The organism is Desulfoprunum benzoelyticum, assembly GCF_014201505.1.
Classification (GTDB): domain Bacteria; phylum Desulfobacterota; class Desulfobulbia; order Desulfobulbales; family Desulfocapsaceae; genus Desulfoprunum; species Desulfoprunum benzoelyticum.
In genome coordinates, this window is the sequence record NZ_JACHEO010000025.1 from 21,264 (window position 1) to 47,166 (window position 25,903).

General features: G+C 51.2%; 22 protein-coding genes and 2 pseudogenes. 13 read left to right on the forward strand and 11 right to left on the reverse strand.

Going from position 1 to position 25,903, the window contains the following annotated elements:
- Positions 1–100: 100 nt before the first annotated feature.
- The 7 genes from HNQ81_RS15410 (at position 101) to HNQ81_RS15440 (ending at position 11,199) form a co-directional block, all read left to right on the forward strand.
- Positions 101–1,657, forward strand: a complete 1,557-nt coding sequence (locus HNQ81_RS15410; RefSeq protein ID WP_183352207.1) for a class I adenylate-forming enzyme family protein — start codon at positions 101–103, stop codon at positions 1,655–1,657.
- Between the two features lie 188 nt (positions 1,658–1,845).
- Positions 1,846–3,426, forward strand: coding sequence for an AMP-binding protein (locus tag HNQ81_RS15415; protein WP_183352208.1), 1,581 nt, complete (start codon positions 1,846–1,848; stop codon positions 3,424–3,426).
- A 267-nt stretch (positions 3,427–3,693) separates the two neighbouring features.
- Entirely contained in the window at positions 3,694–4,293 is a 600-nt protein-coding gene (locus HNQ81_RS15420) for an acetate uptake transporter family protein (protein ID WP_183352209.1), read from the forward strand.
- A 307-nt stretch (positions 4,294–4,600) separates the two neighbouring features.
- Positions 4,601–5,725 carry a 3-hydroxyacyl-CoA dehydrogenase gene (locus HNQ81_RS15425; RefSeq protein WP_183352210.1) on the forward strand — a complete coding sequence of 375 codons (1,125 nt, stop codon included), beginning with the start codon at positions 4,601–4,603 and terminating at the stop codon, positions 5,723–5,725.
- A gap of 99 nt (positions 5,726–5,824) precedes the next feature.
- The gene (locus tag HNQ81_RS15430; RefSeq protein WP_183352211.1) at positions 5,825–7,864 is read left to right on the forward strand and encodes a 3-hydroxyacyl-CoA dehydrogenase/enoyl-CoA hydratase family protein; all 2,040 of its coding nucleotides are present in this window, start codon (positions 5,825–5,827) and stop codon (positions 7,862–7,864) included.
- A gap of 134 nt (positions 7,865–7,998) precedes the next feature.
- Entirely contained in the window at positions 7,999–9,189 is a 1,191-nt protein-coding gene (locus HNQ81_RS15435; RefSeq protein ID WP_183352212.1) for a thiolase family protein, read from the forward strand.
- Positions 9,190–9,447: 258 nt separating this feature from the next.
- Complete coding sequence (locus HNQ81_RS15440; RefSeq protein WP_183352213.1) at positions 9,448–11,199, forward strand: acyl-CoA dehydrogenase FadE; 1,752 nt, start codon at positions 9,448–9,450, stop codon at positions 11,197–11,199.
- 171 nt (positions 11,200–11,370) lie between these two features.
- Here the strand turns inward: HNQ81_RS15440 and HNQ81_RS15445 are convergent, their stop codons facing one another.
- The gene (locus tag HNQ81_RS15445; RefSeq protein WP_183352214.1) at positions 11,371–11,922 is read right to left on the reverse strand and encodes a DUF2889 domain-containing protein; all 552 of its coding nucleotides are present in this window, start codon (positions 11,920–11,922) and stop codon (positions 11,371–11,373) included.
- A 315-nt stretch (positions 11,923–12,237) separates the two neighbouring features.
- Here HNQ81_RS15445 and HNQ81_RS15450 point away from each other — a divergent pair, with 315 nt between their 5' ends.
- Positions 12,238–13,662 (forward strand): sigma-54 interaction domain-containing protein, encoded by a 1,425-nt coding sequence (locus HNQ81_RS15450; RefSeq protein ID WP_183352215.1) that lies wholly within the window; start codon positions 12,238–12,240, stop codon positions 13,660–13,662.
- A 253-nt stretch (positions 13,663–13,915) separates the two neighbouring features.
- Here the strand turns inward: HNQ81_RS15450 and HNQ81_RS15455 are convergent, their stop codons facing one another.
- The 10 genes and pseudogenes from HNQ81_RS15455 to HNQ81_RS15500 form a co-directional block, all read right to left on the reverse strand.
- Entirely contained in the window at positions 13,916–14,566 is a 651-nt protein-coding gene (locus HNQ81_RS15455; protein WP_183352216.1) for a hypothetical protein, read from the reverse strand.
- Between the two features lie 4 nt (positions 14,567–14,570).
- Positions 14,571–15,863, reverse strand: coding sequence for an AAA family ATPase (locus HNQ81_RS15460; RefSeq protein ID WP_183352217.1), 1,293 nt, complete (start codon positions 15,861–15,863; stop codon positions 14,571–14,573).
- On the reverse strand, positions 15,863–16,159 hold the full coding sequence (locus HNQ81_RS15465; protein WP_183352218.1) for a hypothetical protein: 297 nt from the start codon (positions 16,157–16,159) through the stop codon (positions 15,863–15,865). Before HNQ81_RS15465 ends, HNQ81_RS15460 begins: the two co-directional genes overlap by 1 nt.
- Positions 16,160–16,178: 19 nt before the next feature.
- On the reverse strand, positions 16,179–16,358 hold the full coding sequence (locus HNQ81_RS15470) for a hypothetical protein (protein WP_183352227.1): 180 nt from the start codon (positions 16,356–16,358) through the stop codon (positions 16,179–16,181).
- Positions 16,359–16,374: 16 nt separating this feature from the next.
- The gene (locus tag HNQ81_RS15475; protein WP_183352219.1) at positions 16,375–16,719 is read right to left on the reverse strand and encodes a nucleotide pyrophosphohydrolase; all 345 of its coding nucleotides are present in this window, start codon (positions 16,717–16,719) and stop codon (positions 16,375–16,377) included.
- A gap of 9 nt (positions 16,720–16,728) precedes the next feature.
- Positions 16,729–17,664, reverse strand: a complete 936-nt coding sequence (locus HNQ81_RS15480) for an HNH endonuclease (RefSeq protein WP_183352220.1) — start codon at positions 17,662–17,664, stop codon at positions 16,729–16,731.
- 76 nt (positions 17,665–17,740) lie between these two features.
- Positions 17,741–17,950 (reverse strand): annotated as a pseudogene (locus HNQ81_RS15485) (hypothetical protein); the annotation flags it as partial.
- Positions 17,951–18,021: 71 nt separating this feature from the next.
- Positions 18,022–19,542 carry an RNA/DNA-binding domain-containing protein gene (locus tag HNQ81_RS15490; RefSeq protein WP_183352221.1) on the reverse strand — a complete coding sequence of 507 codons (1,521 nt, stop codon included), beginning with the start codon at positions 19,540–19,542 and terminating at the stop codon, positions 18,022–18,024.
- Between the two features lie 158 nt (positions 19,543–19,700).
- A pseudogene (locus HNQ81_RS18285) lies at positions 19,701–19,784 on the reverse strand (DUF6079 domain-containing protein); the annotation flags it as partial.
- A 93-nt stretch (positions 19,785–19,877) separates the two neighbouring features.
- Complete coding sequence (locus tag HNQ81_RS15500) at positions 19,878–20,081, reverse strand: helix-turn-helix domain-containing protein (protein WP_183352222.1); 204 nt, start codon at positions 20,079–20,081, stop codon at positions 19,878–19,880.
- A 535-nt stretch (positions 20,082–20,616) separates the two neighbouring features.
- Here HNQ81_RS15500 and HNQ81_RS15505 point away from each other — a divergent pair.
- From HNQ81_RS15505 to HNQ81_RS15525, 5 genes are all read left to right on the forward strand, one after another.
- The gene (locus HNQ81_RS15505) at positions 20,617–21,594 is read left to right on the forward strand and encodes a CoA transferase subunit A (protein WP_183352223.1); all 978 of its coding nucleotides are present in this window, start codon (positions 20,617–20,619) and stop codon (positions 21,592–21,594) included.
- Positions 21,595–21,617: 23 nt separating this feature from the next.
- Positions 21,618–22,379: a CoA-transferase subunit beta gene (locus HNQ81_RS15510; protein ID WP_183352224.1), complete on the forward strand. Its 762-nt coding sequence runs from the start codon at positions 21,618–21,620 to the stop codon at positions 22,377–22,379.
- 144 nt (positions 22,380–22,523) lie between these two features.
- Positions 22,524–23,681 carry an acyl-CoA dehydrogenase family protein gene (locus HNQ81_RS15515; RefSeq protein WP_183352225.1) on the forward strand — a complete coding sequence of 386 codons (1,158 nt, stop codon included), beginning with the start codon at positions 22,524–22,526 and terminating at the stop codon, positions 23,679–23,681.
- A 66-nt stretch (positions 23,682–23,747) separates the two neighbouring features.
- Positions 23,748–25,505: an acyl-CoA carboxylase subunit beta gene (locus HNQ81_RS15520; protein ID WP_183352226.1), complete on the forward strand. Its 1,758-nt coding sequence runs from the start codon at positions 23,748–23,750 to the stop codon at positions 25,503–25,505.
- A gap of 115 nt (positions 25,506–25,620) precedes the next feature.
- On the forward strand, positions 25,621–25,903 hold a 283-nt coding region (locus HNQ81_RS15525; RefSeq protein WP_492212469.1), incomplete at its 3' end, for a thiolase family protein.

Below are 25,903 nucleotides of genomic sequence, written 5' to 3' on the forward strand. Positions count from 1 at the left end.
CCGGTCTTGCAGGTACAGCAAGCGTAAGGATGATATTCAGATGATTTCCGAGAAAGCCAACAGAAAGACATTTTTTTATTTTTGATATTGGAGGTCGGATATGACGCACTGGATGAATCTGGGGCAGAACTTTAAAGTTAATGCGAAAAAGTTTGCGGACAAAGTCGCACTGAAGGAGAAAAGCAGAAGTTTTACCTACGCTCAAACAAATGAGCGTGTGAATCGACTGGCCAACAGCCTCCTGTCGCTGGGTTTGAAGAAGGGTGACAAGATTGGAGTTTTGCTGGAAAATTGTGTTGAAATGGTCGAATTGTTCCTTGCTACCGCCAAAACCGGTGTCATTATCGTCCCGATCAATTTCCGGCTGGTTGGACGGGAAGTCGAATATATCCTCAATAACTCAGACGCAAAGGCAGTATTTGTTCATGATCAGTTTGCTGACACAGTAAACGGGATCAGGGACGGACTGACTAACCTGCCGACGGAGCATTACTTCGTGGTGGGGAAGGAGAGTGTTGGATTCCTGGCCTATGATTTATTTCTCACCGGTGGGAGCGTTGAAGAACCGGATTGCGAAGTATTGCCGGAAGATATCTGGATCCTGATTTACACATCAGGCACAACCGGCAAGCCCAAAGGCGTGCTCCGTTCGCATGAATCTCACATAGCCTATTATTTGCTCAATGGATTGGAATTCGGTTTCACCAAGGATGATATCTGCATGAATATCATGCCGCTCTGTCATATCAACTCGGTGTATTATTCATTCAATTTCATCTATCTCGGGGCGACTGTCTATATTCACCCGGCGATGTCTTTCAATGCTGAAGAAGTTCTCGATATTATAGGTAAAGAAAAAATAACCTTCATTTCACTGATTCCAACTCACTACAGTCTTATTCTGCGCGCAGGAGCAGAAGGACGAAAATGGGAGTTGAGTTCCATACGCAAAATTCTTTGTTCTTCAGCACCGGTGCGACAGAAGATGAAGATGGAAATAATGGATTTCTTTCCAAATGTACAGCTGTACGAGGCCTATGGATCGACAGAGGGCGGGGTTGTCACCATACTCAAGCCTGAGGACCAGTTGAAGAAACTTGGATCGATCGGATGCGAAACCTTGGGCACGGATTTGATCAGGCTTCTGGATGGGAATGGCAAGGAAGTGACGATTGGAGAGGTGGGGGAGATTTACTCCTGCGGACCGATGCTTTTCAGCGGATACTACAAACTTCCTGAAAAAACCGCCCAGTCCTTCCGAGGTCAATATTTCTCCGCCGGAGATATGGGTCGGATGGATGCGGACGGGTATTACTCCATTGTAGACCGGAAGGACAATATGATCATCACAGGCGGTGAGCATGTCTATCCCAGTGAAGTCGAGGAAATGGTTGGGAACCACCCCGCCGTGGATGATTGCGCCTGCATCGGCCTGCCTGACGAAAAATGGGGGGAAAAGGTGGCGGTTATTGTCGTTCCGAAGCCTGGACCATCCGGCGCCGAGATCAATGAACAGGACATAAAGGAGTACTGCAAAAAAAATCTGTCCACCTACAAGTGTCCAAAAGTAGTTCAATTCATTACGCCGGAAGCAATGCCTCGTACTGCAACTGGAAAAATCTTGCACAGGAAGTTGCGGGAAAAACTTTTATCTTAACTCGATGTAGCCGATTGATCATTGGTTGGTGATACCTGAGAATCGGATCAGATAAGGGTTTTTCAAAATTCTAAAAAATCCATTCCAGAGAAAGGGGGTACAAACCGGATAAAAATAATATGTTTGAGCTGTATCAATATATACATTCAACGAAATTGTTTTAAACATCTACTTGGAGGTTATTAGCAGTGAACTACTCTAAATATGCCGCCATACATGCCCGTCACCTTTCCAACAAAATCTGCCTGATCGAGCGAACACCATCGATCGGAAAGCGAAGAACGCTTACCTGGAAACAATTTAACGACGCCATTGACCGCACTGCTAATTATCTGGCCAAGGAATGTGGCGTTAAAGACGGCGAATATGTCATGCATCTTCAGAACAATTCCCTGGAGTGGCTGATCACCTATTATGCCGTCATTCGTCTGGGCGCCATCATCGTTCCGCTCAATTTCAGGTTTGAAAGCAGTGATGTTCTGTATGCTGCCAACGTCTGCAATCCCCGTGTTTTTTTTCTGGGTTCCGAATTTTTGAAGGTGGTGCAACCAATCCAGAACAAACTCGAAACCGTCCGGCATTATATCTGTATCGGCGATACGGTTCCGGACGACATGATCGATTATGCCAAAGTCGATGCATACGATGACGTGTCGGATGTCATGAATGACGTGGAAGACAATCATGACCTTGCCATGATGTTCACCTCCGGTACGACTGGAACACCCAAGCCGGTCATGCAGACGCATTTCTCCTTGAAAAACACGGCTGCCGGAAACGGCATGACCTATTTTGTCGAAAAAAACGACAACTATCTATTTTTTCTACCCCTTTTCCATAGTGGGACCATGTTTTTATGGGCGCCATTTTACACCACGGGCGCCACCGGCACTATCCTTCGTGAATTCAATGATCCCAAGTACATTCTCGAGGCTATTGCCGAAGAAAAATGCACCGACGTCCTTTTCGTCGTGCCGGTTGGTATCATGATCTTGAATGCCATTGAGAATGGGACGATCAACATCGCCGATTACGATTTGTCGGCCTGGCGGTACATGGAGATTGGCGCCCAGCCGGTGCCTTTCGACATCATGAAGAATCTGGTCGAAAACTTGCCCTGCGGCATTTCCAACATCTACGGGATTACAGAAGGCGGCGGCGGCGGCCTGTTCAATCTCTATCCTGAAGATGTTTTGAGAAAACCAGGTTCAATTGGAAAGCCGACCTATGGTGTGGAGGCAAAAATCATTGATTTTGAAGGCAATGAAGTGCCTGCCCACTCGATCGGCGAACTGGTTTTTGCAACTGAGCGCATGATGAAAGGGTATCACGGCAACCCGAAAATGACCGCTGCTACAATTCAAGACGGATGGCTTCGTACCGGCGATCTGGTGCAAACCGACGAAGAGGGGTTTTTCTACATTGTCGACCGCATGAAGGATATGATCACCAGTGGCGGCGAAAACATTTATCCGGTGGAAATCGAAGATGCACTGATGGATCATCCCGATATAGAAGACGTAGCCTGCATTGGATATCCTGATGATCGACTGGTTGAAATCGTGCTGGCGGTGGTGCAACTCAAAAAAGGCAGATCCATGACTGAGGCGGAACTGATTGAGTATGCCGCATCGAAAATGGCGAAATACAAAATTCCGCGTAAGGTAATTTTCGATGATATTCCGCGAAGCGCGACAGGAAAAGTGAGGAAGCCATTAATCAGAGAGAAGTACACAGGCAGAAAAGAAGCCTTTAAAAAACTCAATTGATCGGTGTGGGGCGCCTCCCCTTATTTTTTAGTCATCGGCCTGTTGATGAACGTGTCAATGGTACGCAGGATTCAAAACAGGCCGGGTTTTTTCATGACTGTACGACAGCGCATGGCCACCCTTGAGGCCGATACGCATGAACTGTTTGTTTCGTGAGGGATGACTCATCGATTGAGCGTGGGTCAATAGCGCAATCTGCCTGCCGGAAAGCGACGTACCGGCAGGTGCATTGAAAATAGAAATGTAAACCACAGAAAGGATAATTTTATGTCTTCACAGGATCATCTGTTTGCAAATCCTCTTCCCGCCGGTTTGGGCACGTTGGCAATGGCATGCTTCGGCTTTGGTGCACTATTGACCGGGAAGGTATCCCATGACATAACCCCAATACTGGCTGTATGGCTTGTTGGCGGTTTCTTCGTTCAGATTGTGGTTGCAGTTATTGAGTTCAGAGACAAAAACCTCCCAGGGGCCAATGTGTTCCTTATGTTTTCCTGCATCTTTATGCTGACCGGAGCCTTGAGTTTCAGTGCTAAATATTATCTTCACCAAGCTGGAATGCCGTATGACGCTGCCATCGAAGGTTGGTTGTGGCTTGCTATAACATTATGGTTTTTCATGATGCTTCCGTGCTTCTTGAAAAGCCCGAAAATACTCTTCATAATTGGTGTCCTCATCTGCATCGCTCTTCCATGCATCGTTGCTCTTGATTTCGGTATCGTCGCAGGGAGAGCCACCATCGCCAAAATAGGTGGGTATTCATTGTTCATAACAGGAATCCTTGCCATTTATCTTGCAGGAGCGATTTCTATCAACACCCATTTCGGCAAGCAGATTCTGCCGACAACCGCTCCAATTGTTCAGTAGATTTTCTGTTAAAAAAGTGTGACCTCTTTTGAATCGAAATGGAGGGCGGGATGAGTCTTTTATTGGAAACTACGGTTCATTCCGTCCCACATTTCACCCTATAGGATGTTTTCCTATCATCTCATAGGAGATTTTCCTAATTAATTTTAGGTTTTTTAATAAGTTGAAAATAATAGCAGCTCCGATTTACATTACAGGTCCCCATCTGTATGAAGAGACGGGAGGTATCGCATGATGCCTTTTTTATCGTATCGCTCACAACTCCATCGAACAATCAAGGATAATCAACAGTATAAAGGATGATGACATGGGTAAGGAAATAAAAACAATAGGAATCATCGGCTTTAATGTAATGGGCGCGGCTATTGGACTCAATGCAGCATCATCCGGTTTTCGGGTTATTTACAAAGAGCTCAATGATACCCTCGTCCAAGCCATGTATGACCGATGGGTGCGTGACGCCCTTGCCAAGCGAGTGGCAAAAGGGAAGATGACCCAGGAAGAAATGGATAAGGTTGCCGGCAGGATTACAGGGACGTCCCGGTATTCCGATCTGGCGCCCTGTGATCTGGTTATTGAGGCGGCGGTTGAAAAGATGGATTTAAAAATCCAGATATTCAAGGACTTGGATTTATCCTGCCGTCCCGACACCATTTTAGTCAGCAACACTTCCACGTTTCTTATTGAGAAACTGATGGCCTCAGTCTCAAATCCTGAGCGGACTGCTGGATTACATTATTTTTTCCCAGCTAATATAAACAGGTTGGTCGAGGTAATCCGCCATACAAAGACCAGTGACGAGACCTTCGATGCCCTGATGACTTTTGCCGATAAAAACGGAAAAATAGCAATTTCTGTCAATGATTTTCCGGGATTTGCAATCAATCCGGTATTTATTTCCAGCTATATGGTCCTCAATTCGATGTTTGGCGATACCTGCAATGCGGCAACCCTGGATCATGTCTCAAAACTGGCATTGGGTGTTCGTTACGGCATCATGTGGGTACTGAACGGGTCTGGGTTAGGAACAGCCTATCACGCTGCTGTATCCATGCATGAATACCTTGCGGATACCGATGTCGGCTTTCCGGCGGTTCCGGTGCAACTGAAAACTCAATTTGAAAGCGGAAAACCCTGGGACATCGAAGCTGAGGTGTCGAATGATGAGGCACTGCTGAAAGCAGCGAAGGAACGTCTGTTGGGATCAATCTTTGCGATCTCTTCTCATCTTATAGAAAAGAACGTCGTTTCCATCAAAGACCTTGAACTGGGAATAAAAACGGCCTTGGCTTGGCCCAAAGGACCTTTTACCTTAATGAACGAAATGGGGATGGCTGAGGCCGCCAGATTGGTACACCTGACTGTCGATAACGGCACGTTCAAAATGCCCAAGACCTTTGCCGCGGGAATCCCATCTGTATGGGAAGTATGACATGAAAATACTCCTGCGTTTATAGCATCGGTGGTTTTGACTGTTGCTCAGGGAAAACGATCCACAAAAGCAACATCATAAAGATATTAAGGTTACGATATGAAACAATTAGCGAAAATTGGTGTCATTGGCGCAGGAAACATGGGCAGCGGAATTGTCCAGAAAATTGCCCAGGAAGGTCTTTCTGTCGTCATGGTCGATACCAACGAGGAGTTCGTGCAAAAAGGCCTGGCGAATATCAAGTCATTGCTCCAGGCAGGAGTTGAACGAAAAATATTTTCGCCCTCACAAATGGCGGCAACTCTTTCCCGGATCACTGCAACAGCTGATCTCAATCAGGTTGCCGATGCTGATCTGATCATAGAGGCAGTATTTGAAGACAAGGATGTCAAGACGGCCCTTTTCCAGAGACTCGATGCGATATGCAGCCAGCACACCATACTTGCGACCAATACCTCAAGCTTCTATGTCAGAGAATTCGCTGAGAAAATCAATCGACCAGACCGGTTTGTCGGGCTTCATTATTTTTATCACCCGGCCAAAAACCGTCTCCTTGAGGTGATCCCCCATCAGGGAACAAGCCCGGAAACGGTTGAAACAGCAAAGATGTTTGCAAGGCTTCATGGCAAGACGGCGATTACAGTGAAAGATGCACCTGGTTTTGCCGTCAACCGATATTTCGTCCCATTCTTAAACGAAGCTGCACGAATGCTCGAAGAAAACCTCGCCAACATTCCCACTATCGAAGCCGCCGCCAAACACGCATTCAAAATTGGCATGGGAGCATTTGAATTGATGAATGTTACCGGCATTCCCATTGCAGTTCATTCTGCCGACACCCTTGGCCGGGAATTAGGACCGTTTTATGCCACTTCCGCGATTCTTCGAAACCAGATGGAAAAAAAGGAAAACTGGGATCTTTCAGGCCAGGTTGACGAATCGAAACTTGAAAAAGTCGAGGACAGATTTCTGGGCGTTTGTTTAGGAGTTGCGGCCGCCTTGGTAGATGAAGGAGTGGCGTCTGTTGAAGATACCGATCTGGGGGCAAAAGTAGGTTTGAGATGGGCGAAAGGCCCATTTGAAATCATCAATCGAATCGGAATTGCCAAAACCTGTCAGGTAGTCGAGGCTCTTGCTCTGAAATACGCTGATTTCGCGGTCCCTGAGATTCTGAAGAGCCATAAACAGACCGGCAAACCGTTTGAGTTCAGGTGGGTCGACCTAAAGGTCAAAGATCAGATTGCGTATATCACCATTAACCGACCGGAGGCGATGAACGCCTTGAATGAAGCGGTTGTCCGCCAGCTTGAGGAAAAATTCTCTGAGGCCGAAAGCAACCCGGATATCAAGGGAATCGCCATTCAGGGGGCCGGCAAGGCTTTCGTGGCTGGTGCTGACATTCGCTATTTCATCAACAATATCAAAAAGGATCGCATTGACGATACGGTAGCATTTACCAGAGGCGGGCATGAACTTCTGCTCCGTATCGAGAATTCGACCAAGCGAACCATCGCCGTATTGGATGGGCTGTCTCTCGGCGGTGGCAGCGAGCTGGCTCTGGCTTGTCAGGTTATTGTTGCGACTTCAGCCGGTTCGATGGGTTTTCCGGAAACAGCAATCGGGATTTTTCCTGGGCTTGGCGGCATGATTCGCACTGCCCGTCAGATCGGAACGGAGCTGGCTAAATATTATGTTTTCACCGGCAGAACAATCACTGCTCAAGACGCACTTGATCTTGGTATTGTATCAAAAATTGTAAATCCGCAGGATCTTGAAAAGACTGTTCTGGAAATTTGCAACGGACCAAAACCAGATAAATACAGGTCAAGGAAACATCCGGAACGATTTGTGGAATTGGCCAAAGTCTGCTCACCGGATAACGTCAAAGCACTGTTGGCTGGTTTGAAGCCGGAAGGGGTTGCCGATGATTTGGCGGAGAAGACCCTGAAGATCATCTCCCGTAAAGCGCCTTTGGCTCTTCTGTTGGTTGATCGGCTTATAGACGCTCAGCAGAAAGTGTCAATACCTGAAGCCATAGAGCTGGAACTCGCCGAGCTCAACCATATATTTTCTACGGAAGATGCCCTGGCTGGCCTTTCGTCGGTTGGAGGCAAACCTCCCCAGTATCAGGGCAAATAGCACGTCAACCATCGGAAAATCTGAATACGAGAGTACGCAGTCAAGCTTTTCTCAGGGGGATTGTCAACTTCAGGCAGGCTGCATCTTATCTGGGAAAGACTAAACATTTCCAATTTAAAAGGAGACATAACGATATGTTAAGCAAAGCATTTATCCCCTATAAAGGGTATTACAGCTCCCCATTCTCTCGTTGGCAGAGCAGCATGGCGAATGAAAATTCCATTGTCCTTGGATCGAACACCACCAAGCGCTGGCTGGCCTCAAAACAATGGGATCCGAAGATGTTCGATTACCTTATCCTGGGAGTCACCATTGGACAGCCCAAGATTTTTTATGGCGGCCCCTGGTCTGCAGCCCTGATCGGTGCCGACAATATTCCTGGATTACTGGTGAGTCAGGCTTGCTCCACATCGACTGTCGGTATTTTTCAAGCCGCAATGGGTGTTGAGACTGGTTTTTGCAAAAATGCGTATACGTTGTTCTCCGATCGCTGTTCGAATGGCCCGCATACCATCTGGCCGAATCCGATGGGGCCGGGTGGTGAGGTTATTTCTGAAAACTGGATGATGGAACATTTCAACTATGATCCTTGGGGCGGTGCGTCGATGATCCAGACTGCCGAGAATGTCGCCTCCTTGAACGGGGTCACCCGTGAAGAGTGTGATCAGGTAGCATTGCGCCGATACGTACAATACACCGAGGCCTTGGCGAACGACAGGGCCTTTCAAAAACGGTACATGTTCCCAGTGGAAGTTCAGCTGAGCAAGAAAAAGACCTTGGTCATTGAGAGTGATGAAGGCATCACGGAAACAACCGCCGAAGGTCTTGCGAAATTGAGGCCGGTTTTACCGAATGGAGCGCATACATTTGGCGCCCAGACGCATCCGGCAGATGGCAACTGCGGATTGATCGTCACTACGCAAGAGAATGCCAAGGCATTAAGCAGCGATCCAAATATTGAAATTCAGATCGTGTCCTACGGCTACTCGAGGGTGGAAAAAGCCCAGATGGCGAAGGCGCCGGTTCCTGCAGCCCAGATGGCCCTGGACAAAGCGGGTCTGAAAGTGAGCGATATTTCGGTCATTAAAACGCATAATCCATTTGCAGCCAATGACATCTATATGGCCAAAGTGATGAATCTTGATGTCAATAACTTCAATAATTACGGAAGTTCATTGGTCTTTGGCCATCCCCAGGCCCCTACGGCCGGAAGATCCATCATTGAAGCCATTGAAGAGTGTGTCATGAAGGGCGGCGGTTATGTCCTTTTCACCGGTTGTGCCGCCGGTGATACCGGTGCTGCCATCGTCTTGAAGGTAAAATAAGGTTCATTCGATTTAAGCGTTTTTTCAATACAATGTGGACATATTTCCTCCTTGCCACTGACTGACATCAGATGAATAAGGATGTGCAAGTATGTCCACAATTTTATTGTACCAGGGATTCGGCATTTGCGGCTACCGCTCTACCTGGAATGGAAACCAGTATAGCGCCCTCATCTTCAGCATCGAGAAAAAACCAACTGAATTTTTTTCTTCATTCTCCTGGAACCTGATGTACCGGTAAAAAAAAGGACTATTGAAATGCAAACATTACCAAAAGGTGGAAGTTTCCTCTTTGAGACTACAGCTCCCCGGAATATTTTTACACCTGAAGATTTTGATGATGAGCATAAGTTGATTGCGGAAACAGTCACACATTTTTTAGCTGAATATGTTTTTTCGAGAATGGAGGAAATAGACGCCAAAAAAGAAGGTCTGATGCGCGAGCTCCTTGTTGAAGCTGGAAAACTCGGCCTGCTTGGAGCCGATATTCCGGAACAGTACGATGGTACGGAAACAGATGAGATTTGCACCACTATCATTGCCGAGAAGGTTGGTGCTACGGGTTCCTTTGCGATAGCCCATGGTGGTCATACCGGTATCGGCAATCTGCCCATCGTTTATTTCGGCAATGAAGCTCAGAAGGCAGCCTATCTTCCTGCAATAGTGACCGCCGACAAGATTTCGGCCTATGCCTTGACTGAACCAGGTTCCGGCTCGGACGCCCTGTCGGCGACATCCAAGGCAACCCTCAGCACCGATGGTAAGCACTATATTCTCAACGGCAGTAAGACATTTATTTCCAATGCCGGCATTGCAGATATATTTATTGTTTATGCGAAAATTGATGGAGATAAATTCAGTGCTTTTATTGTTGATGGGCATTCTGAAGGATTAACGACCGGAGCTGAAGAGCATAAAATGGGGCTCAAGGGATCCTCAACCCGCAGTGTATTTTTTGATAATGTCAACGTACCGGTGGAAAACCTGCTCTACGAAGCAGGCAAGGGACATGTGGTTGCCTTCAATATTCTCAATATCGGCCGGCACAAGATTGCTGCCAATGCAGTAGGGGCGGCGAAACTCGCTCTCGACGAATCAGCCCGGTATGCCAATGAACGTAAACAGTTCAAGGTCTCGATCGCCCGGTTCGGTCTCATCAAGGAAAAGCTTGCGGAGATGGCCATTCGCACTTTTGCCGCCGAAAGCGCGGTTTATCGAACCGGAGGCTTGCTCAACGATATGATGCACAGCCTTGATCGGAGCGGACCGGATGGCGGACGGATTACTGCCAAGGGAATCGAGGAGTACGCCCTTGAGTGCTCGATGGAAAAGGTATTCGCGAGCGAAGCGGAAGCATTCGTCGTTGATGAGGGTGTCCAGATTCACGGCGGTTATGGTTACATCGCCGAGTATCCGATCGAGAGATTGTATCGAGATGCACGAGTCAGAAGGATTTTCGAAGGAACGAATGAAATCAATCGCAATCTGATTTCCACCACGCTGATTCGTCGGGCTGCCAAGAGGGCACTGCCTTTGATGGATGCCGTCAGTTCGGTGCGATCGCGATTGACGACCGGTATCCCGGTGCGGAAAGATGCGGGCGATCTTGTACAGGCAACAAAGGACGCCTTTTTGTTCACATTGGGGATTGCAACCGACACCTTTGGCGACGAATTGCTGAAGCAGCAGGAAATCCTTGGACGTCTGGCGGATATGGCTTTATTGGCCTATGCAATGGAAAGCGCCTGGTGTCGAGCACAAAAGGCGGTAATGAATGGGCAAAGTGGTGCAAAACATAAGGAAAACATGGCCAACGCCTTCATTTACACTACAGTCGAGAAAGTCATATTGGCCGCCAAAGAGGCCCTGGCGAATCTTGCCGCAGGGGACGAACTGGTGAAAATGCAGGCCAATGTAGCCATGATCTTTCAGTATACTCCAGTCGACATTATTGCTCTCAGGCGAGAGATTGCCGGAGAAATATCGGAAGCCGGCAAATATATCGCCTGATTCTTCGCACCGCCTCGGCCATTTCGTTCCCGAGATGGCTAAGGTGGCGCAATTTCACTATCGGCTGGGGGCGAATGCAAAGGGGGAATCGTCAAACCAGCTTGGATCCTTGATCACACTGCACTACGTTGAATGCATCGGGGCCTCATCCGCGCGCAAAGTTTTTCCAAGCTATTTCTCAACCTGTATACCTTTTTCCGCCACCAGCGGACCATCCTTGCGCCATGCCCAGCAGGAATCGACGAGGTGGCGGCCAGTTTGCGGATCGGGTGGTACAGCTTCTTTCTGTAGCCAGGCGATATTTATCCACGCCCCCTGAACAGCCGCCGGGGCCATGGCCAGCAGCAAGGTATTCAAATGCGCACACCCTTTGTTGCCGCCAACCATCTTCCTGATTTTCGATGAAAAGCCGCGGGTGATATTCATGCCCTTGATCTGATCGAGGCTGGACACCATCGCCGGACAATCACCGCGTGGGACCCGGGGCAGAGACACGGCCACATCCTTGATCGTCTTGGTCCTGGTGTCGATCAGCAGCTCGATTTTCATGTGGTGATAGATGCCGGGGACGATCCGCTCTCCAAAATTGTTGATAAAGCCCACATACCGTTGCTCTTTCAGCTCGCCGACTACAAGGACGTGGTCGGCATCCCAGGAATACGTCGCTACATCGATATTGCGGTTATGAATGTTCTTTTTGTCGCATTGATCCAGAAAGCTCATGATGTCGCATCCATTCTCGGAAAGGTTGATAAGGTCCTTCGTTCCATGGCGCCTAGGCTATCGAACATGTCCGGAGTTGTCAACATCGCTGCCTCGTGCGAAATAGCCACCTTCAACAAAGCCGCTTGCAACGAGGGACGGTGATCATTTTTTAAGGAGGGCCTTGCAGCTGGCCGGTTTGTACTCTCAACATGTCGCATTGATAGGTCCTCACGATATTATCTGGTATACTTGCGTATCCGGCGGGGCCAACCGCCGGATACGTGCCGACGCAATTTCAATCTCAACCCGATCCAGCAGCTATAAAGATGGGACATGGACGACACAAAAATAGAAGAGCATAAGGCGAAATTACGCAGCCTCGGTGAAGAATACATCTACGCCCTGATCGACAATCCCTACGAGTGCCCGATTGTCATCGGTCCGGATGGGGTCATCGTTTTCATCAGTCGCTACAGCGAGAAACTATTGGGGATCGATGCCGACGCCGCCGTCGGCAAACATGTCACCGAGGTCGTACAAGGCACCCACCTCCATGAAATCCTCAAGGACGGCAAGGCCCGGATCGGCGACATGCTGTACATCGGCGGGCGGCAACAGCTGATCTCCAGGATCCCCCTCAAAGATTTCGAGGGCAGGCTGATCGGCGCCGTCGGCAAGGGGATGCTGAACGAGGTCACCCGGCTCTGGGATCTCCAGAAAAAGGTCGAACTGCTCGACGGCCAGCTGCGCTATTACCAGAACCAGGTCAGCCAGCTCAAAGGGGGGAACGTCATCATCGGCCAATCCGCCCCCATCCTGGATATCAAGGAAAAATGTTTGCTGGCGGCGAAAACGACGTCGACGATTCTGATTACCGGTGAGTCGGGGACGGGGAAGGAGGTCATCGCCTATTTCATCCATCAGTCGAGTCAGCGGGCCGATCAACCCTTCATCAAGGTCAACTGCGCCTCGATTCCGCCGGAACTGTTCGAGAGCGAGCTGTTCGGCTATGAGCACGGGGCGTTCACCGGCGCCCGGTCGAAAGGGAAAATGGGCAAGTTTGAAATGGCCCACGGCGGGACGATCCTGCTCGACGAGATCGGCGAACTGCCCTTGTCGATGCAGGCCAAGCTCCTGCGGGTGCTGCAGGAGCGGACCGTCGATCGACTGGGTGGGACAAAGACCATCCCGGTCGATTTCCGGCTGATCGCCGCCACCAACCGTGACCTCAGTGAACTGATCAAAGAGGATAAGTTCAGAATAGATCTGTACTTCCGTATCAATGTCTTCAACATCCAGGCGCCGAGCCTGCGGCAGATGCCGGAAGATATCCCGCTGATTGCCAACTATCTGCTGTCGCAACTCAAATCGGAGATCTCCTGGGGCCCTTCGGGGATCTCCGACGAGGCCCTGGAACTGATGCAACGCTACTCCTGGCCCGGCAATGTCCGGGAGCTGCGCAATGTCATGGAAAAGGCCTCGATCATCGCCAGGGGCAACATGATCATGCCGGAGGATCTGCCGGAGCAGATCCGTCATGGCGATGATGAAGGGCAGGGGCAGAACGATACGCCGCTGGTGGGCAACCTCAAGCAGATCCTGGAAGAGACGGAAAAGAAGGTCATCGAGGATGTCCTGCGGTCGGTTCAGGGCAACAAATCGAAGGCGGCCGATATCCTGGGGATTCATCGGACATCGCTGTACGACAAGCTCAACAAGGCAAAAACTGCGGCGACGGGGGATATGGAGCGTCCATAAAACCCTCTACCTCGAGAATAGTCGCCATCTTCTCCTGTGAACAGATAGACGGCGGGGGAGGACTGTGCATTTTTACTTGCCCTTCAATTTCAACAGCTCATCGTCCAATCCATAGCGGACAACGTCGATCCGGCAACCACCGCGTCCTGGTTCGGCAACCAGACATGGCACACCGTCTGCCCACATAAGGCCTGTTCCACGAAGACCTTGCCGGTGCTGTTATGAACGGTGCTGTATTGCCAAAGCGACTCCATTAAGCTATTGCTCCTGCGGACTCGAGCAATTTTTTCCGGAAATAGACAAAACTTGGGGACGAATTGTTTGCTACATCCATATGAGGGGAGATCTTTTCAGCCCATTGTGATTTTTCGGCACCGACAGCCTGCCAGCCTTTGGCGGAAAGTGCGGCAGATCCTCCGTTATAAATTGCGTCGGCCAAGCGTTCCCATGTGCCGCAAATGGAATCATTCACATATGCATTCAAAACAGGCTCTTTGGCCTTTAGATAGGCAGATTTCACCGCTGGGATGTCTCCAAGGAACCAGGCCTCACCTTCTTCAATCGCAATGCAAAAATGGGTTTCTGGTCTTGGATTGCATCTGTTCAAGATGGCAAAGAGCTCTTGGCGAAACGCCTTCAGACACTTGTCGTCAAGATCACAGACCACAAAAACGGCAGCTGGAAAATTCTGCCAGGTTTTGCCATAACCATTCAGAAGTCGTGGTAAATTATCAAGAAGAAAGCGCTTGCTTGCATCGACACCAGTGCGCATGTTTTTGGGTATACGACCAATACCTTTATACGCAATGATTTTGAACGTATGGTCATCGCCGATAATTTTGGGAACGAGAATACCGAGCGCTTTCTTGCTGGACTGGTCTTCAACGAGGATCTCAAAATGCATTCGATCACCTCGCATCCAGATAATCGCTGTACCAAAGTCCTCCTAACAGCAAGCCCTCGGCCACCATGTTTTTGACGATAGCATCGTCGCTTGCTCTACGAATAACCGAATAGCCATCCCAACCCTTTTCCAAAATCCAGACTTCGGCAGGCTCTAAGGCATCAACCAGATAGGGCTGGTGAGTCGTGATGAAAACCTGAGATCCGCCCTTGCGACCCGTGGCATGCTCACGGAATTCCTTCGCTAAGGATTCTAGAAGCTTATGGTACAACCCGTTTTCCGGTTCTTCGATACATAAAAACGGTGGTGGTGTAGGATCTTCGAGCAACAGGAGATACGCGAATACCTTTAATGTCCCATCAGACATTTGTTGTGAATAAAATGGGTCTTGAAAACCTTTGTCATTAAACCGCAGCAACAAGCGGCCATCGTTTGTTTTTTCTGTATCAATCTTGTTGATGCCCGGGATTTTTTCCGCGATCCGGTTCAGGATAGCCTGGAAACGCTTTGGATGTTCCCGCTCCATGAATTGCACAACATTCCCAAGATTGTCTCCATGGATGTTGAGATGCTTTTGGGGTCCGGCAAGGGGTAGGCTTCTGGCTGCGTCCGGTGTGAAATAGCTGAGGTACCATCCTTCAATGAACTTGCGAAACGCAGAAATCCTCGGATGTTGTTTCAATGAACCCAGTGTGGCAATTCCGAGCTTGCGCATGTCCTCAAGTTCGACGACATCGGTTTCCTTGGACTCTTCTTTTGCCTCACCTGATTTAATGGACTCCATCAAACCGAGCAGATCAAACTCTCCCTGTTCTTCATCGATCTGACGGCCCTCTTGATCGCCTTTCCAAACAACACCTTTTCCACTGTTCAACACAAGAAACGAGAAGGGCCATCCATGCTTCTGGCCTTTGCGCCTCTGCCTGAGGCGTTCTTTCAACACATAGGGACGACCTGAACTATCAACATCAATCGAAATTTCATAGGTAATCGGCCGAGCATTCCCGTCTTCTTTGTAATAGACCTCGAATTCGATTGGCCCTTTTTGGCCTTGCGCCCGGATACGCTCAAATCCTCCCCTGCCGCGAGAGTCGCACGCATCTTCTACGCCTGACTTCAAAGCATCTGCAAGGAACCCGAAGGCGTCAAACAGCGTACTCTTGCCAACACCATTTTTACCGATCACCGCCGTCATGGGTGTGAGAGGTTCGGCTTGCTGCTGATTCCACAACCGACCAAGCGTTATGTCCTTTAATGCCCTAAAGTTCTTTATTCTAAAACCTTCAATCTTGGCCATTATTCTCCCCCCATCTCTCTTCGATAGACCGATCTCGCTTTTTCAAGGAATCGCTCTTTTGAACTGTCGCCGGATACAGCGTAATCGTACTCATGCAGCAATTCTTGAAGCCTGTTCAGCTCATCAACCATGATTTTCAGGTATTCGATTGTTTCAGGTGGATGTTGAAACCCATAAGGTGTATCTATCGGATTGGAGCTGTCATATTCAACATTATTATACGTGATATCCTGTTCGAGTTGTTCAGCGATGTATCCCAGATAGCTTTCTTGATAATCAAAATGTCCGCCACTCATTTCAAACCCCTCCCATTCTCTACACTGCCTGGTCGTACCACATGAGTAGTTTCGGATTTTCTTTCAGAACGTTGTTGAGGAACTTGTCGGCCACGGCAACTATGACGGCGTAGTCGCGCTCCTGCCAAGCTTTCTTGAATCCGGCGCGGATAGCATCTTCGCTTTCAATCGACGTGTATGCTGCGTATAAGATCATCATGCAGTTTTCGTTGATATTACAGCTTGTCATATTTGGTAAAAGTTCCTTTTGCCTTTTCAACTGGGTAGTTAGCTCGATTTACTTCTATTTTTTTGGCAACAGCGTCTTCAATTGATAGACCAAGATCATGACAAATGTATAAAAGAAGGATAGTTACATCCGCCAATTCCGACTCGATTTCTGTCTTGTGTTGTATTTTTATAGATTCGATGTCAGAGTCGCGTGCCCAGCGAAAATGGGCGAGCAACTCAGCTGCCTCAACACATAGAGCTGCGCTAAGATTCCTTATAGAGTGGAACTGTTCCCATTCCCTTTCATGTCTGAATTGAAGCAATAAATTTAACAAATTTTTTGAAATCAAATGAGTACCTCATGCTTGGAATCGATTTTTGAAATGCCAGTCTAACAGGTCGGGATCAGGTCGCATAGACGGAGTGGCAGGTACGACCGACAAAGGTTTATGGTCGAGACGATAGTAAATCTTTCCATTGAACCATTCTTCTCGAATACGAGGACTGATGCGTATTTCGAGATCAGAGGTGACGCTGACCAGGCCTACGTCAAATAGTCGGTGGAAGTCGGCTCGAAGCAAGAGACCATTGCGCACATCATGCTCACCTGTGCCTGAATAAGGAACAATATGCGCTGCCTCTAATGTCACCAAGGTCTTCTCTCCGGTGATTGCACAACGCCGCTGATAAGCCTCTGTCACCAAAAGGCGGAATGACGATTGCCCAATTCGGGGTCTAACGGTAACAGGTGCGCCATACTTCACTTTAAGTTCTGTTGTAATCTCGGCCCCAATTACATCAGACTCTATAAAATCAAGCGGTGTTGATATTCGAAGTTGAATATCATTCCAGATTTTGTTACCTGCGGGCTCGGTAGTCTCATACATCTTGCCTCGTACTATAGATGGCGCCCAACCAGGTGGCTCTGCGAGCCATTCATCCTTCGTCAAGAAAAATGGATTTGCCAATACTGTGCACCCAATCTCGCCATCATTACGATTGTTTGCTGTTAAAGGACTTATAAGATTACGAAGTTCAGCAAGCGAGCTACAACCATTTTTAGGGCCGAATATTTCCCACGCTAGGCTCAGTGGTAATTTGCTGTAGGTAACGAAATAACCTCCACCAGCAATATGGTTATGCGGTCGTCTTAGCTTAAATAAAAACGGAAGACCAATCGGTGCGTTTGAAAATGGAGGTGTCGCACTTGGCTGCCAGAAATTTACCTCTTCTGGCTGCAATTCAGAAAGAAATTTGAACCACTGATTATCAGTAACGCCTACCCAAAATTTCATTTATATCTCTCATTAAAATAATGATAGCATTTTATCTCACTACTCAAAACTAAATCATACGCACCCTATTCTATTGATTTGGGATAGTAGTGTAAGACGGCGGATCGCTCAGATTAGGAATGCCCTTATCGTTGCCGATGGGAAAGCCTTCGATCTTGCGGAACTCCGGGTCCTGCAGCTTCCTGCGCAGTTCCTCGGTAAAGTGGGCGCGGCGGGCCTCGTCGTTGTCAAAGGTCATGCCTAAACAGGTCACGGGTCCCGAGTCGCGGATCGCGGGTTCTTCCATCTCGAATAGAGTCCGTTGCTGTCCGTATTTATCCCTTATAAGTAACTCCGATTCTTTGTGTTTCTTTTGACTCATGACTCGCGACCCGTGACAATTTTACGTCCTTTTTCTGTGATTCGATATTTTTGCAGGCGGCTATTGGGTTTATCGGGGATGGTCATTTCGATGGCGCGATTCGTCAAAAGCGTTCTCATGACCTTATTGAGTTGCCCGGACACACCCTTCTGCCCAAGTGTCGTAGAAATAGCAGCTTTCCCGATGTGGCCAGCCATAAGCAGACGCAATACACGTTTGTCCAACGACTCTGGCTGTGACTCTGGCTGTGACTCTGGCTGTGACTCTGGCTGTGCCTCGACTCGGGGCGTGACTTGTTCGTTCGGGATAATTCTGGTGGTCTTGGCCGGGTTCGCCCCGAATTCCGGGACGCTGATGATCATGCGGAAACTGTCGCCTTCGATGAACTGGGGATCGGCGCCGCCGTATTTTTTGCCGTACAGCATCATCTTGCGCATGCCGGAACCGAGTTCGTCCGCACGGTCGATTTCACGAAAGAAGGCGCTGAGGATGGGGTTTTTCTGATAAGGGATCATCGTCTCCGGATTGAGCAGACCAAAGCCGTGGGGCCGACTGGGATTATCCGTAAAAACTCGACCATATTCGATAATCAGGCGGGAGGTAGCGCCACTGGCGTATTCCCGATGAATGAGCATGTTGGATGCAACTTCACGAAAGATGTGATCCCGCAGACTGCGGCGCTCAATGCCTTCGAGGTAGAAGGGGTCGGGCAGGTGCTTTTGCACGAAGGCCAGAATACGGTCGTAGCTGTCGATAAGGTTGGTGATCACGAGATCGCGGTCGTCATAGCGATCGACATCCACTTTGCGCAGGAGGAGGTCGGTTCGGTGGGCGGGGCAAACCTGCCGGATCTGCGTATCATGACCAAAGAGCATGACACCCGCGAGGGTGATACCGGTTTTGCCGGATTCGGGATCGGTCTGCACCAGTTGAGCGCTCTGGAGCAAGGTTCCATCGTCCATGTCCGCCCAAGGGTGGTTCTTCCGGTTGATGCGCACATGGCGGCGACAGCGGTCAATCAGATCTGCGCGGAGGTCTTCAGGCTGAATCCAGCGATAAACGCGGTTTTCGCTGTAGGTGGCCTGCTTGCGTTGATACAACCGAGCCACCTGCACGGTGTGGTCGGTGATATCCAGGTCGCCATCCTCGTTGCGATCATAGATGCGTCCATTACAGCGGTGAACCTGGGAACTTTCAGGCACATAGATGTGAAGCAGTCTTTTCCCTTCCAGCTCAGCCTCATCAATGGACAAATACGTGGGTGGTGTCAGTTTCTGGGGATTGTTAATGGCGGTGACGAAATCCTTACACACCTGTTCGAGGGCATCCGGATCGATTCCCTGAACCGAGCCGTCATCCTTGACGCCTAGAAGAATCGTTCCCCCGTGGCGGTTCAGGAGAGCACAAACGGTTTCATAGACGGATTTCGGCAACTGATCACGGCATGCTTTGAATTCGAAATCGATGCCTTCGCCTTTGGCAATCAGCGCCTTCAACTGGTGTTCGCTGGTGTTCATTCGTAGTTCACCCTTCCATAACGATCCGTATCTTGGCCGGTTGGCGACAATTACCTCGGCCGGTTTTCAAGCATTCGATCCAACTCGTCGTTAAATGCATTCAGCAGCACTGCCGCATTGCTTGCCCCTAATCACTCGCCCCTCGCCTCTGTTTCGCCTGGCCGATAGCCACAATGCGGGCAGATGGGCGTGGTGTCGAGGTGCTTCTCGGTCAGGGCAAAACAGTTCTTCAACCCCGCCACACCCATCACCAGCACCAGGCGGTGGTACAGACCTTCGGCTGCCTGGAGGGATCGTTTTATCTTGTCGTGAATCGGCTCGGCCATGGTCGCTCCTTATTGCTCGGTGTCCGGCTTATCGGATTTGTCAGCCGCACCGCCGGAGCGGACCCATTCGTCCACTTCGTCTTGTTTGAACATCCAGCGACGGCCGACGCGATGACCGGGCATAGACCGTTGTTCGATCCACTTGTAGACCGTCTCGTTGCTTACATTCAAATATTTGCACATGTCATCGACCGTCAGCCATCTGTCGTCCATAGCCTTCATCCCTTGTTCATCATGTTTTCGGTAACAGCCCGAAGGTCTCCAGGAAACCCTGGATTCCGGACAAAGCCGCACATCAACTGCTATACATTACATTGACGGTTTGGCAAAACCAAGCGTTTGTGCCGATTAGTGCCGACTTTTCCAAAAAAAGACATGATTGTCGTTCGTGATACGATCGCTGCGCTGAGGCGCACACATGGTGCAAGTTTATACCTGGTTGGTGTCGATGCTCTTGCCGAGGGATGAGTTCAGGGATGTAGCAAACAGCCTACAGTGTATAAAAATCCCTACACTATCCATGAAATTCAGTGGAACAAGTCGTTTGCCGGTCGCTTGACCCCCACTCATCCCGTTAATGTAGCATTCTCCCTACATTTCACCCTCACCATCCATTGTCGCCCTGATACCTTATTAATGACGTAATTACAACAATATAAAAATAACATAAATTATTGGCACATCTATTGCTATTAACCCTGTATCTGTAGGCCGATAAGCACGCTGCATCCAACAGGGAACGGGATAGATGAATTCCAGCCACGATAAAGTCATGACACTCGAGGAGGCAATCGCCAGATTTGTCACCGACGGGTGTCATATTTCGATCGGTGGCTTTACCGTCAATCGCAATCCGATGGCTGCAGTCTACGAGATCATTCGCCAGGGGAGAAAGAACCTCCATTGCTATGCCCACTCGAACGGCACCGGTGTCGATGAACTGATCGGCGGGGGCTGCATTTCCCGGCTCGAGATCGCCTACGGCGGCAACGGCAAGGCGGCGCCGACCTGCATCCGCTTCAAACTGGCGGTCCAGCGGGGACAACTCCTGGTCGAGGATTACACCAACTACCAGATGGCGCTGCGCTTTCTTGCCGGCGCCATGGGGGTGCCGTTCCTTCCGACCTTATCGGGGTTGGGCACCGACATCGTCGCCAAGTGGGGCTTTTCTCCGGAGATGCGGGCCAACCACCCGGAATTGCCGGACAAGAAGCTGGAGATCATCGACAACCCCTTCGGCGCCTGGGGCGACGCGGCCAGGGTCGTTGTGGTCCCGGCGATCAATCCCGATGTCACGATCATCCATGTCCAGCAGGCCGACCGCAACGGCACCTGCCGGATCGAGGGGTTGAATTTCGCCGATATCGACCAGGTCAAGGCCGCGAAAAGCGTCATCGTCACCTGCGAAGAGATCGTCGAGGTCCATCAATTACGGGAAAAACCCGAGTACAATTCGATCCCCTTCATCCATGTCGATGCCGTCGTCCATGTGCCGTTCGGCGCCTATCCGACCGCATGCCACAATTTTTACGATTATGACCCCGTCTATTTGAAGCATGTCAGCCATTTCGCCAAGGATGAGAAACTGTACGCCGAATACCTGGCCAAGTTCGTCCATGGCGTCAAAGACCATCAGGGGCTCCTGAATCTTGTGGGCAAAGGGCAACTGGACACCATCTCGGCCGACAAGACGACGGGCTATGCGATCGGCCTGGACCGGCGCTGAGTTGCCCCGGGAGCGATGACGTGATGGAATATACCTTGAAAGAAATGATGACGATCATGGCCGCCCGCGAGATAGACAACGGCGATATCGTCTTCTGCGGCACCGGTCTTCCGATCATGACGGCGATGGCCGCCAAGTGCATCAATGCCCCGGAGAGCATCATCTTTTTTGAAACCGGGGCGATCGACCCGAAGCTCGAAGAAATTCCGATGGCGGTCGCCGATCCTCGGGTCATGTACGGGGCGGCCTCCAACAGCGGGCTGCTGGAGGCCTTCGCCACGATGCAGAACCGCAAGACCGGCCGTCGGGTCATCGGCATTCTGGGGGCGGCGCAGGTCGACAGGTACGGCAACCTCAACTCGACCTGCATCGGCGAGTATGCGCAGCCGGAGACCCGTTTTCCCGGCAGCGGCGGCGCCTGCGATGTCGCCTCGTTTGTCCCCCGGTTTCTCGTGTTCATGTACCACGAAAAACGCAAGTTCCCGCTCAAGCTGGATTACCTGACCAGCCCCGGCTACCTCGACGGACCGGGGGCCAGGGAGCGGGAAGGGCTGATGCCGGGCGGGCCGACGGCGGTCGTCACCAATCTCGGAGTCATGCATTTCGATGACGACAGCAAGGAGATGTACCTGGCCTGCTACTACCCCGGCGTGACCCCCGGGGAGATTCTCGACAACATGGAATTTTCGGTCGACGTCTCGAGGGCGGTGGAGGCGATGCCGCCGACGGAGGTTGAACTGACGATTCTGCGGGACAGGGTCGATCCCCACAAACTCGTTTTATAGTGATGAAAGCCACGCCGCGGTGGTGATGGAGGCAGGGAGCGGTTCAGGAAGACTGCAGCGGGAAAATATGCTCTGCAAGGTAGCACAGGCTACAAAAAGCTGGAAATAACAAACAAAAATCATACTGAACAAAAGGAGAACACCATGCATTTCAAATTGACCGACGAACAGAAGATGATGCAGGACATGGCCAAGGACTTTGCCGAGAAGGAGATCCTCCCCACCCTGAAGGAAGATGAAAAAAACCATACCTTCCGCCCCGAGCTGGTAAAGAAGATGGGCGATCTCGGTTTCTTCGGCTGTGCGATCCCGGAAGAATACGGCGGCAACGGCTGCGGCTTCTTCGAGTCGGTTCTCCTCGGCGAGCAGCTGGCGACGGTCAGCGGCTCCTGGCGGGTACCCCTCAACATGCAGAACATCGGCCCGGCGATCACCGTCAACAAGTTCGGCACCAAGGAGCAGAAAGAACGCTTCATCCCGGGCTGGGTCAAGGGCGAGTCGATGGGCTTTTTCGGCATCACCGAGCCCAACTCCGGCTCCGACGTCGCCAGCATGGGGACGACGGCCACCGATCGCGGCGACCACTGGGAACTGAACGGCCAGAAGATGTGGATCTCCAACGCCCATGTCGGCGACTGGGGCCTGCTCTATGCCTTCACCGACCGGAGCAAGAAATACAACGGCATGACCTGCTTCATCATCAACCTCAAGAACAATGAGGGCATCGTCACCGCCCCGATCGAGACCAAGCTGGGACTCCATTGTTCGCCCACCGGCGAGATTGCCTTCACCAACGCCAAAATTCCGAAGGATTCGGTTCTGGGCGAGGTCGGCCAGGGCTTCAAGATCTGCATGTTCCAGCTCAACAACACCCGGGTCAGCTGTGCCTCCGGCGCCCTTGGCATCGGCGGCGGGGCCATCAAGGCCGCCATCGAGTATGCCAACGAGCGGACCCAGTTCGGCAAGAAGATCGGCAGCTTCCAGATGATCCAGGCCGCGATCGCCGAAATGGTTGCCGAGCACGAAGCCGCCAAACTGCTGGTCTATCAGGCCGCCTGGCTCAAGGATCAGGGCCTGCCCAACCAGTACCAGACCTCCATGGCCAAGCTGTTTGCTTCCGAGGCCGCGGTCCATGCCGCCCTCGAGACCATGAAGATTTTCGGCAGCTACGGCTTTTCCACCGAGTTCCCTGCCGAGCGTTTCCTGCGTGACGCCCAGTCGCTGCGGGTTGTCGAGGGGACCAGCAACATCCAGAAGACGATCATTGCCGGCATGGCCCTCGGGGATACCCCCAACCGCTGAAGACATCGGGGGCAGAACTCGAAACAGTGGAATTACACGTGTTAAGTTGAACAAAAGGAGATTGGTATGTCACGTCGACAAACACCATTACGTCCATATTTTGAGAGCATGCCCCCGGTCGGTAGTGCTCTCAGTGAAGTTGAGGTCACCCGCACAGCGGAAAACGTCAATCTGGTCAGGGAACAGGAACAGCTCATCGCCAAGGAAGTCGAGCGGGTCAAGAACGCCGGGATCCCGGCCCAGAAGGTTCATGATCGCGGCGGCATGACCGTGTATGACCGTCTCGACTACCTGGTCGACCCCGGGACCTGGTGCCCCCTCCACACCCTGTACAACCCCCGCGACAACGAGGAGGGATGCACCGGGGTGGTCAACGGCATCGGCAAGATATCCGGGAAATGGGCGGTCATCATCGGTTTTGACAACAAGGTCATGGCCGGTGCGTGGATATCGGGTCAGTCGGAGAACATCCTGATGGTCACCGACATGGCCAAGCGGCTCAACATCCCGCTGGTCTGGATGACCAACTGCAGCGGCGTCAAGCTGATGGAGCAGGAGACCGTCTACGCCGGGCGGCGGGGGAGCGGCACCCCGTTCTTCCGCCATGCCGACCTCAATCATCTTGGGGTGCCGATCCTCAACGCCATCTACGGCACCAATCCCGCCGGTGGCGGCTACCAGGGGATCAGCCCGACGATCCTGCTGGCCCACAAGGATGCCAACATCGCCGTCGGCGGCGCCGGTATCGTCGGCGGGATGAATCCGAAGGGGCATTTCGATGTCGAAGCGGCAAAGGCGCTGATCGAGGCCACCAAGGCCTTCAAGGCCAAGAGTCCCGGCCGGGTCGAGACCCATTTTGACCAGACTGCCTATTTCCGCGAGGTCCACGACACCGAACAGGGGGTTTTGGACGGTATCAAGCAGTATATGCGGATGTTGCCGGCCTATGATCCGACGATGTTCCGGGTCGCCGCCCCGGTGGAGCCGAAGTTCCCGGGCGAGGATCTCAACCGGATCCTGCCCGTCAACCAGAAGCGGCAATACGATGCCAAGCAGATTCTCGCCCGTCTGACCGACAACAGCGAGTTCATGGAGTATCGATCCGACTACGGTCCCGAGGTCTTTACCGGGATCGCCAAGGTCGATGGTTTTCCGGTGGCCTTCATCGGCAACAATCAGGGTTTCTTCCCCGATTATCCGAAGTATGCCAACGACACCTATTTCGGGGTCGGCGGCAAGCATTACCGTGAAGGGCTGATCAAGCAGGGCGAATTCGTCACCCTCTGCGGGCGGGACAATCTGCCCATCATCTGGCTGCAGGACACGTCCGGGATCGATGTCGGTGATCTCGCGGAGGAGGCCGAACTGCTGTCCCTCGGTCAGTCCCTGATCTATTCGATCGAGCAGACCGAGTTGTCGATGATGTGCGTTGTACTGCGCAAAGGCTCGGCTGCCGCCCATTATATCATGTGCGGGCCCCAGGCGAACAACAACAACGCCTTCACCCTCGGCACCCCGATGACGGAAATTTATGTCATGCACGGTGAGACCGCCGCCGCCGCCTCTTATGCCCGGCGCCTGGTCAAGGAGGATTCGGCCGGTAAACCCCTCGATCCGGTTCTCGACAAGATGAACCAGATGATCAAGGATTATCAGGATAAATCACGTCCGGCCTATTGCGCGATGAATGGCTTCGTCGATGAAATCGTAGCGTTGACTGATCTGCGCAAGTACATCCAGGCGTTTGTCGGGGCCAATTATCAGAACCCACGATCGATCACCCCGGTCCATCAAATGCTCCTTCCCCGGATCATCAAGGGATAGAGAGAAGGCAACGGCAACGGCGGATATCGTCGGTGATGGGGGAATGTACCCTGACGAGTGATAGCCGTTGCCCGACGAATCGGAGCAAATGGAACGGCAAAAAGGAGCTCACGAAATGGAAAAAGTAGTCATTGTCAGTGGATGCAGAACAGCGGTGGGCGCCTTCGGCGGCGTCCTCAAGGATGTGCCGGTGGTCGATCTCGGGGCCCTGGTCCTGCGGAAGACCATGGAGAAGGCCGGGCTGCGGCCGACGGCCGGCGCCGATCTGGCCGAGACCGTGCCGGGCCGGCTCGCCGACCGCGACCGGATCGAGCTGGAAGAAAAATATGCCGGCTGGGACCCCGGTCTGCGCGAGATCGCCGTCGACGAGGTCATCATGGGCAACGTCCTCCAGGCCG

What these genes read in the sequence shown, in the direction of transcription:
- HNQ81_RS15410 (WP_183352207.1), top strand. Translation starts at nt 101, where the DNA reads ATGACGCACTGGATGAATCTGGGGCAGAACTTTAAAGTTAATGCGAAA.
- HNQ81_RS15420 (WP_183352209.1), top strand. Translation starts at nt 3,694, where the DNA reads ATGTCTTCACAGGATCATCTGTTTGCAAATCCTCTTCCCGCCGGTTTG.
- HNQ81_RS15425 (WP_183352210.1), top strand. Translation starts at nt 4,601, where the DNA reads ATGGGTAAGGAAATAAAAACAATAGGAATCATCGGCTTTAATGTAATG.
- HNQ81_RS15430 (WP_183352211.1), top strand. Translation starts at nt 5,825, where the DNA reads ATGAAACAATTAGCGAAAATTGGTGTCATTGGCGCAGGAAACATGGGC.
- HNQ81_RS15435 (WP_183352212.1), top strand. Translation starts at nt 7,999, where the DNA reads ATGTTAAGCAAAGCATTTATCCCCTATAAAGGGTATTACAGCTCCCCA.
- HNQ81_RS15440 (WP_183352213.1), top strand. Translation starts at nt 9,448, where the DNA reads ATGCAAACATTACCAAAAGGTGGAAGTTTCCTCTTTGAGACTACAGCT.
- HNQ81_RS15445 (WP_183352214.1), bottom strand. Translation starts at nt 11,922, where the DNA reads ATGAGCTTTCTGGATCAATGCGACAAAAAGAACATTCATAACCGCAAT.
- HNQ81_RS15450 (WP_183352215.1), top strand. Translation starts at nt 12,238, where the DNA reads ATGGACGACACAAAAATAGAAGAGCATAAGGCGAAATTACGCAGCCTC.
- HNQ81_RS15455 (WP_183352216.1), bottom strand. Translation starts at nt 14,566, where the DNA reads ATGCATTTTGAGATCCTCGTTGAAGACCAGTCCAGCAAGAAAGCGCTC.
- HNQ81_RS15460 (WP_183352217.1), bottom strand. Translation starts at nt 15,863, where the DNA reads ATGGCCAAGATTGAAGGTTTTAGAATAAAGAACTTTAGGGCATTAAAG.
- HNQ81_RS15465 (WP_183352218.1), bottom strand. Translation starts at nt 16,159, where the DNA reads ATGAGTGGCGGACATTTTGATTATCAAGAAAGCTATCTGGGATACATC.
- HNQ81_RS15470 (WP_183352227.1), bottom strand. Translation starts at nt 16,358, where the DNA reads ATGATGATCTTATACGCAGCATACACGTCGATTGAAAGCGAAGATGCT.
- HNQ81_RS15480 (WP_183352220.1), bottom strand. Translation starts at nt 17,664, where the DNA reads ATGAAATTTTGGGTAGGCGTTACTGATAATCAGTGGTTCAAATTTCTT.
- HNQ81_RS15490 (WP_183352221.1), bottom strand. Translation starts at nt 19,542, where the DNA reads ATGAACACCAGCGAACACCAGTTGAAGGCGCTGATTGCCAAAGGCGAA.
- HNQ81_RS15500 (WP_183352222.1), bottom strand. Translation starts at nt 20,081, where the DNA reads ATGGACGACAGATGGCTGACGGTCGATGACATGTGCAAATATTTGAAT.
- HNQ81_RS15505 (WP_183352223.1), top strand. Translation starts at nt 20,617, where the DNA reads ATGAATTCCAGCCACGATAAAGTCATGACACTCGAGGAGGCAATCGCC.
- HNQ81_RS15510 (WP_183352224.1), top strand. Translation starts at nt 21,618, where the DNA reads ATGGAATATACCTTGAAAGAAATGATGACGATCATGGCCGCCCGCGAG.
- HNQ81_RS15515 (WP_183352225.1), top strand. Translation starts at nt 22,524, where the DNA reads ATGCATTTCAAATTGACCGACGAACAGAAGATGATGCAGGACATGGCC.
- HNQ81_RS15520 (WP_183352226.1), top strand. Translation starts at nt 23,748, where the DNA reads ATGTCACGTCGACAAACACCATTACGTCCATATTTTGAGAGCATGCCC.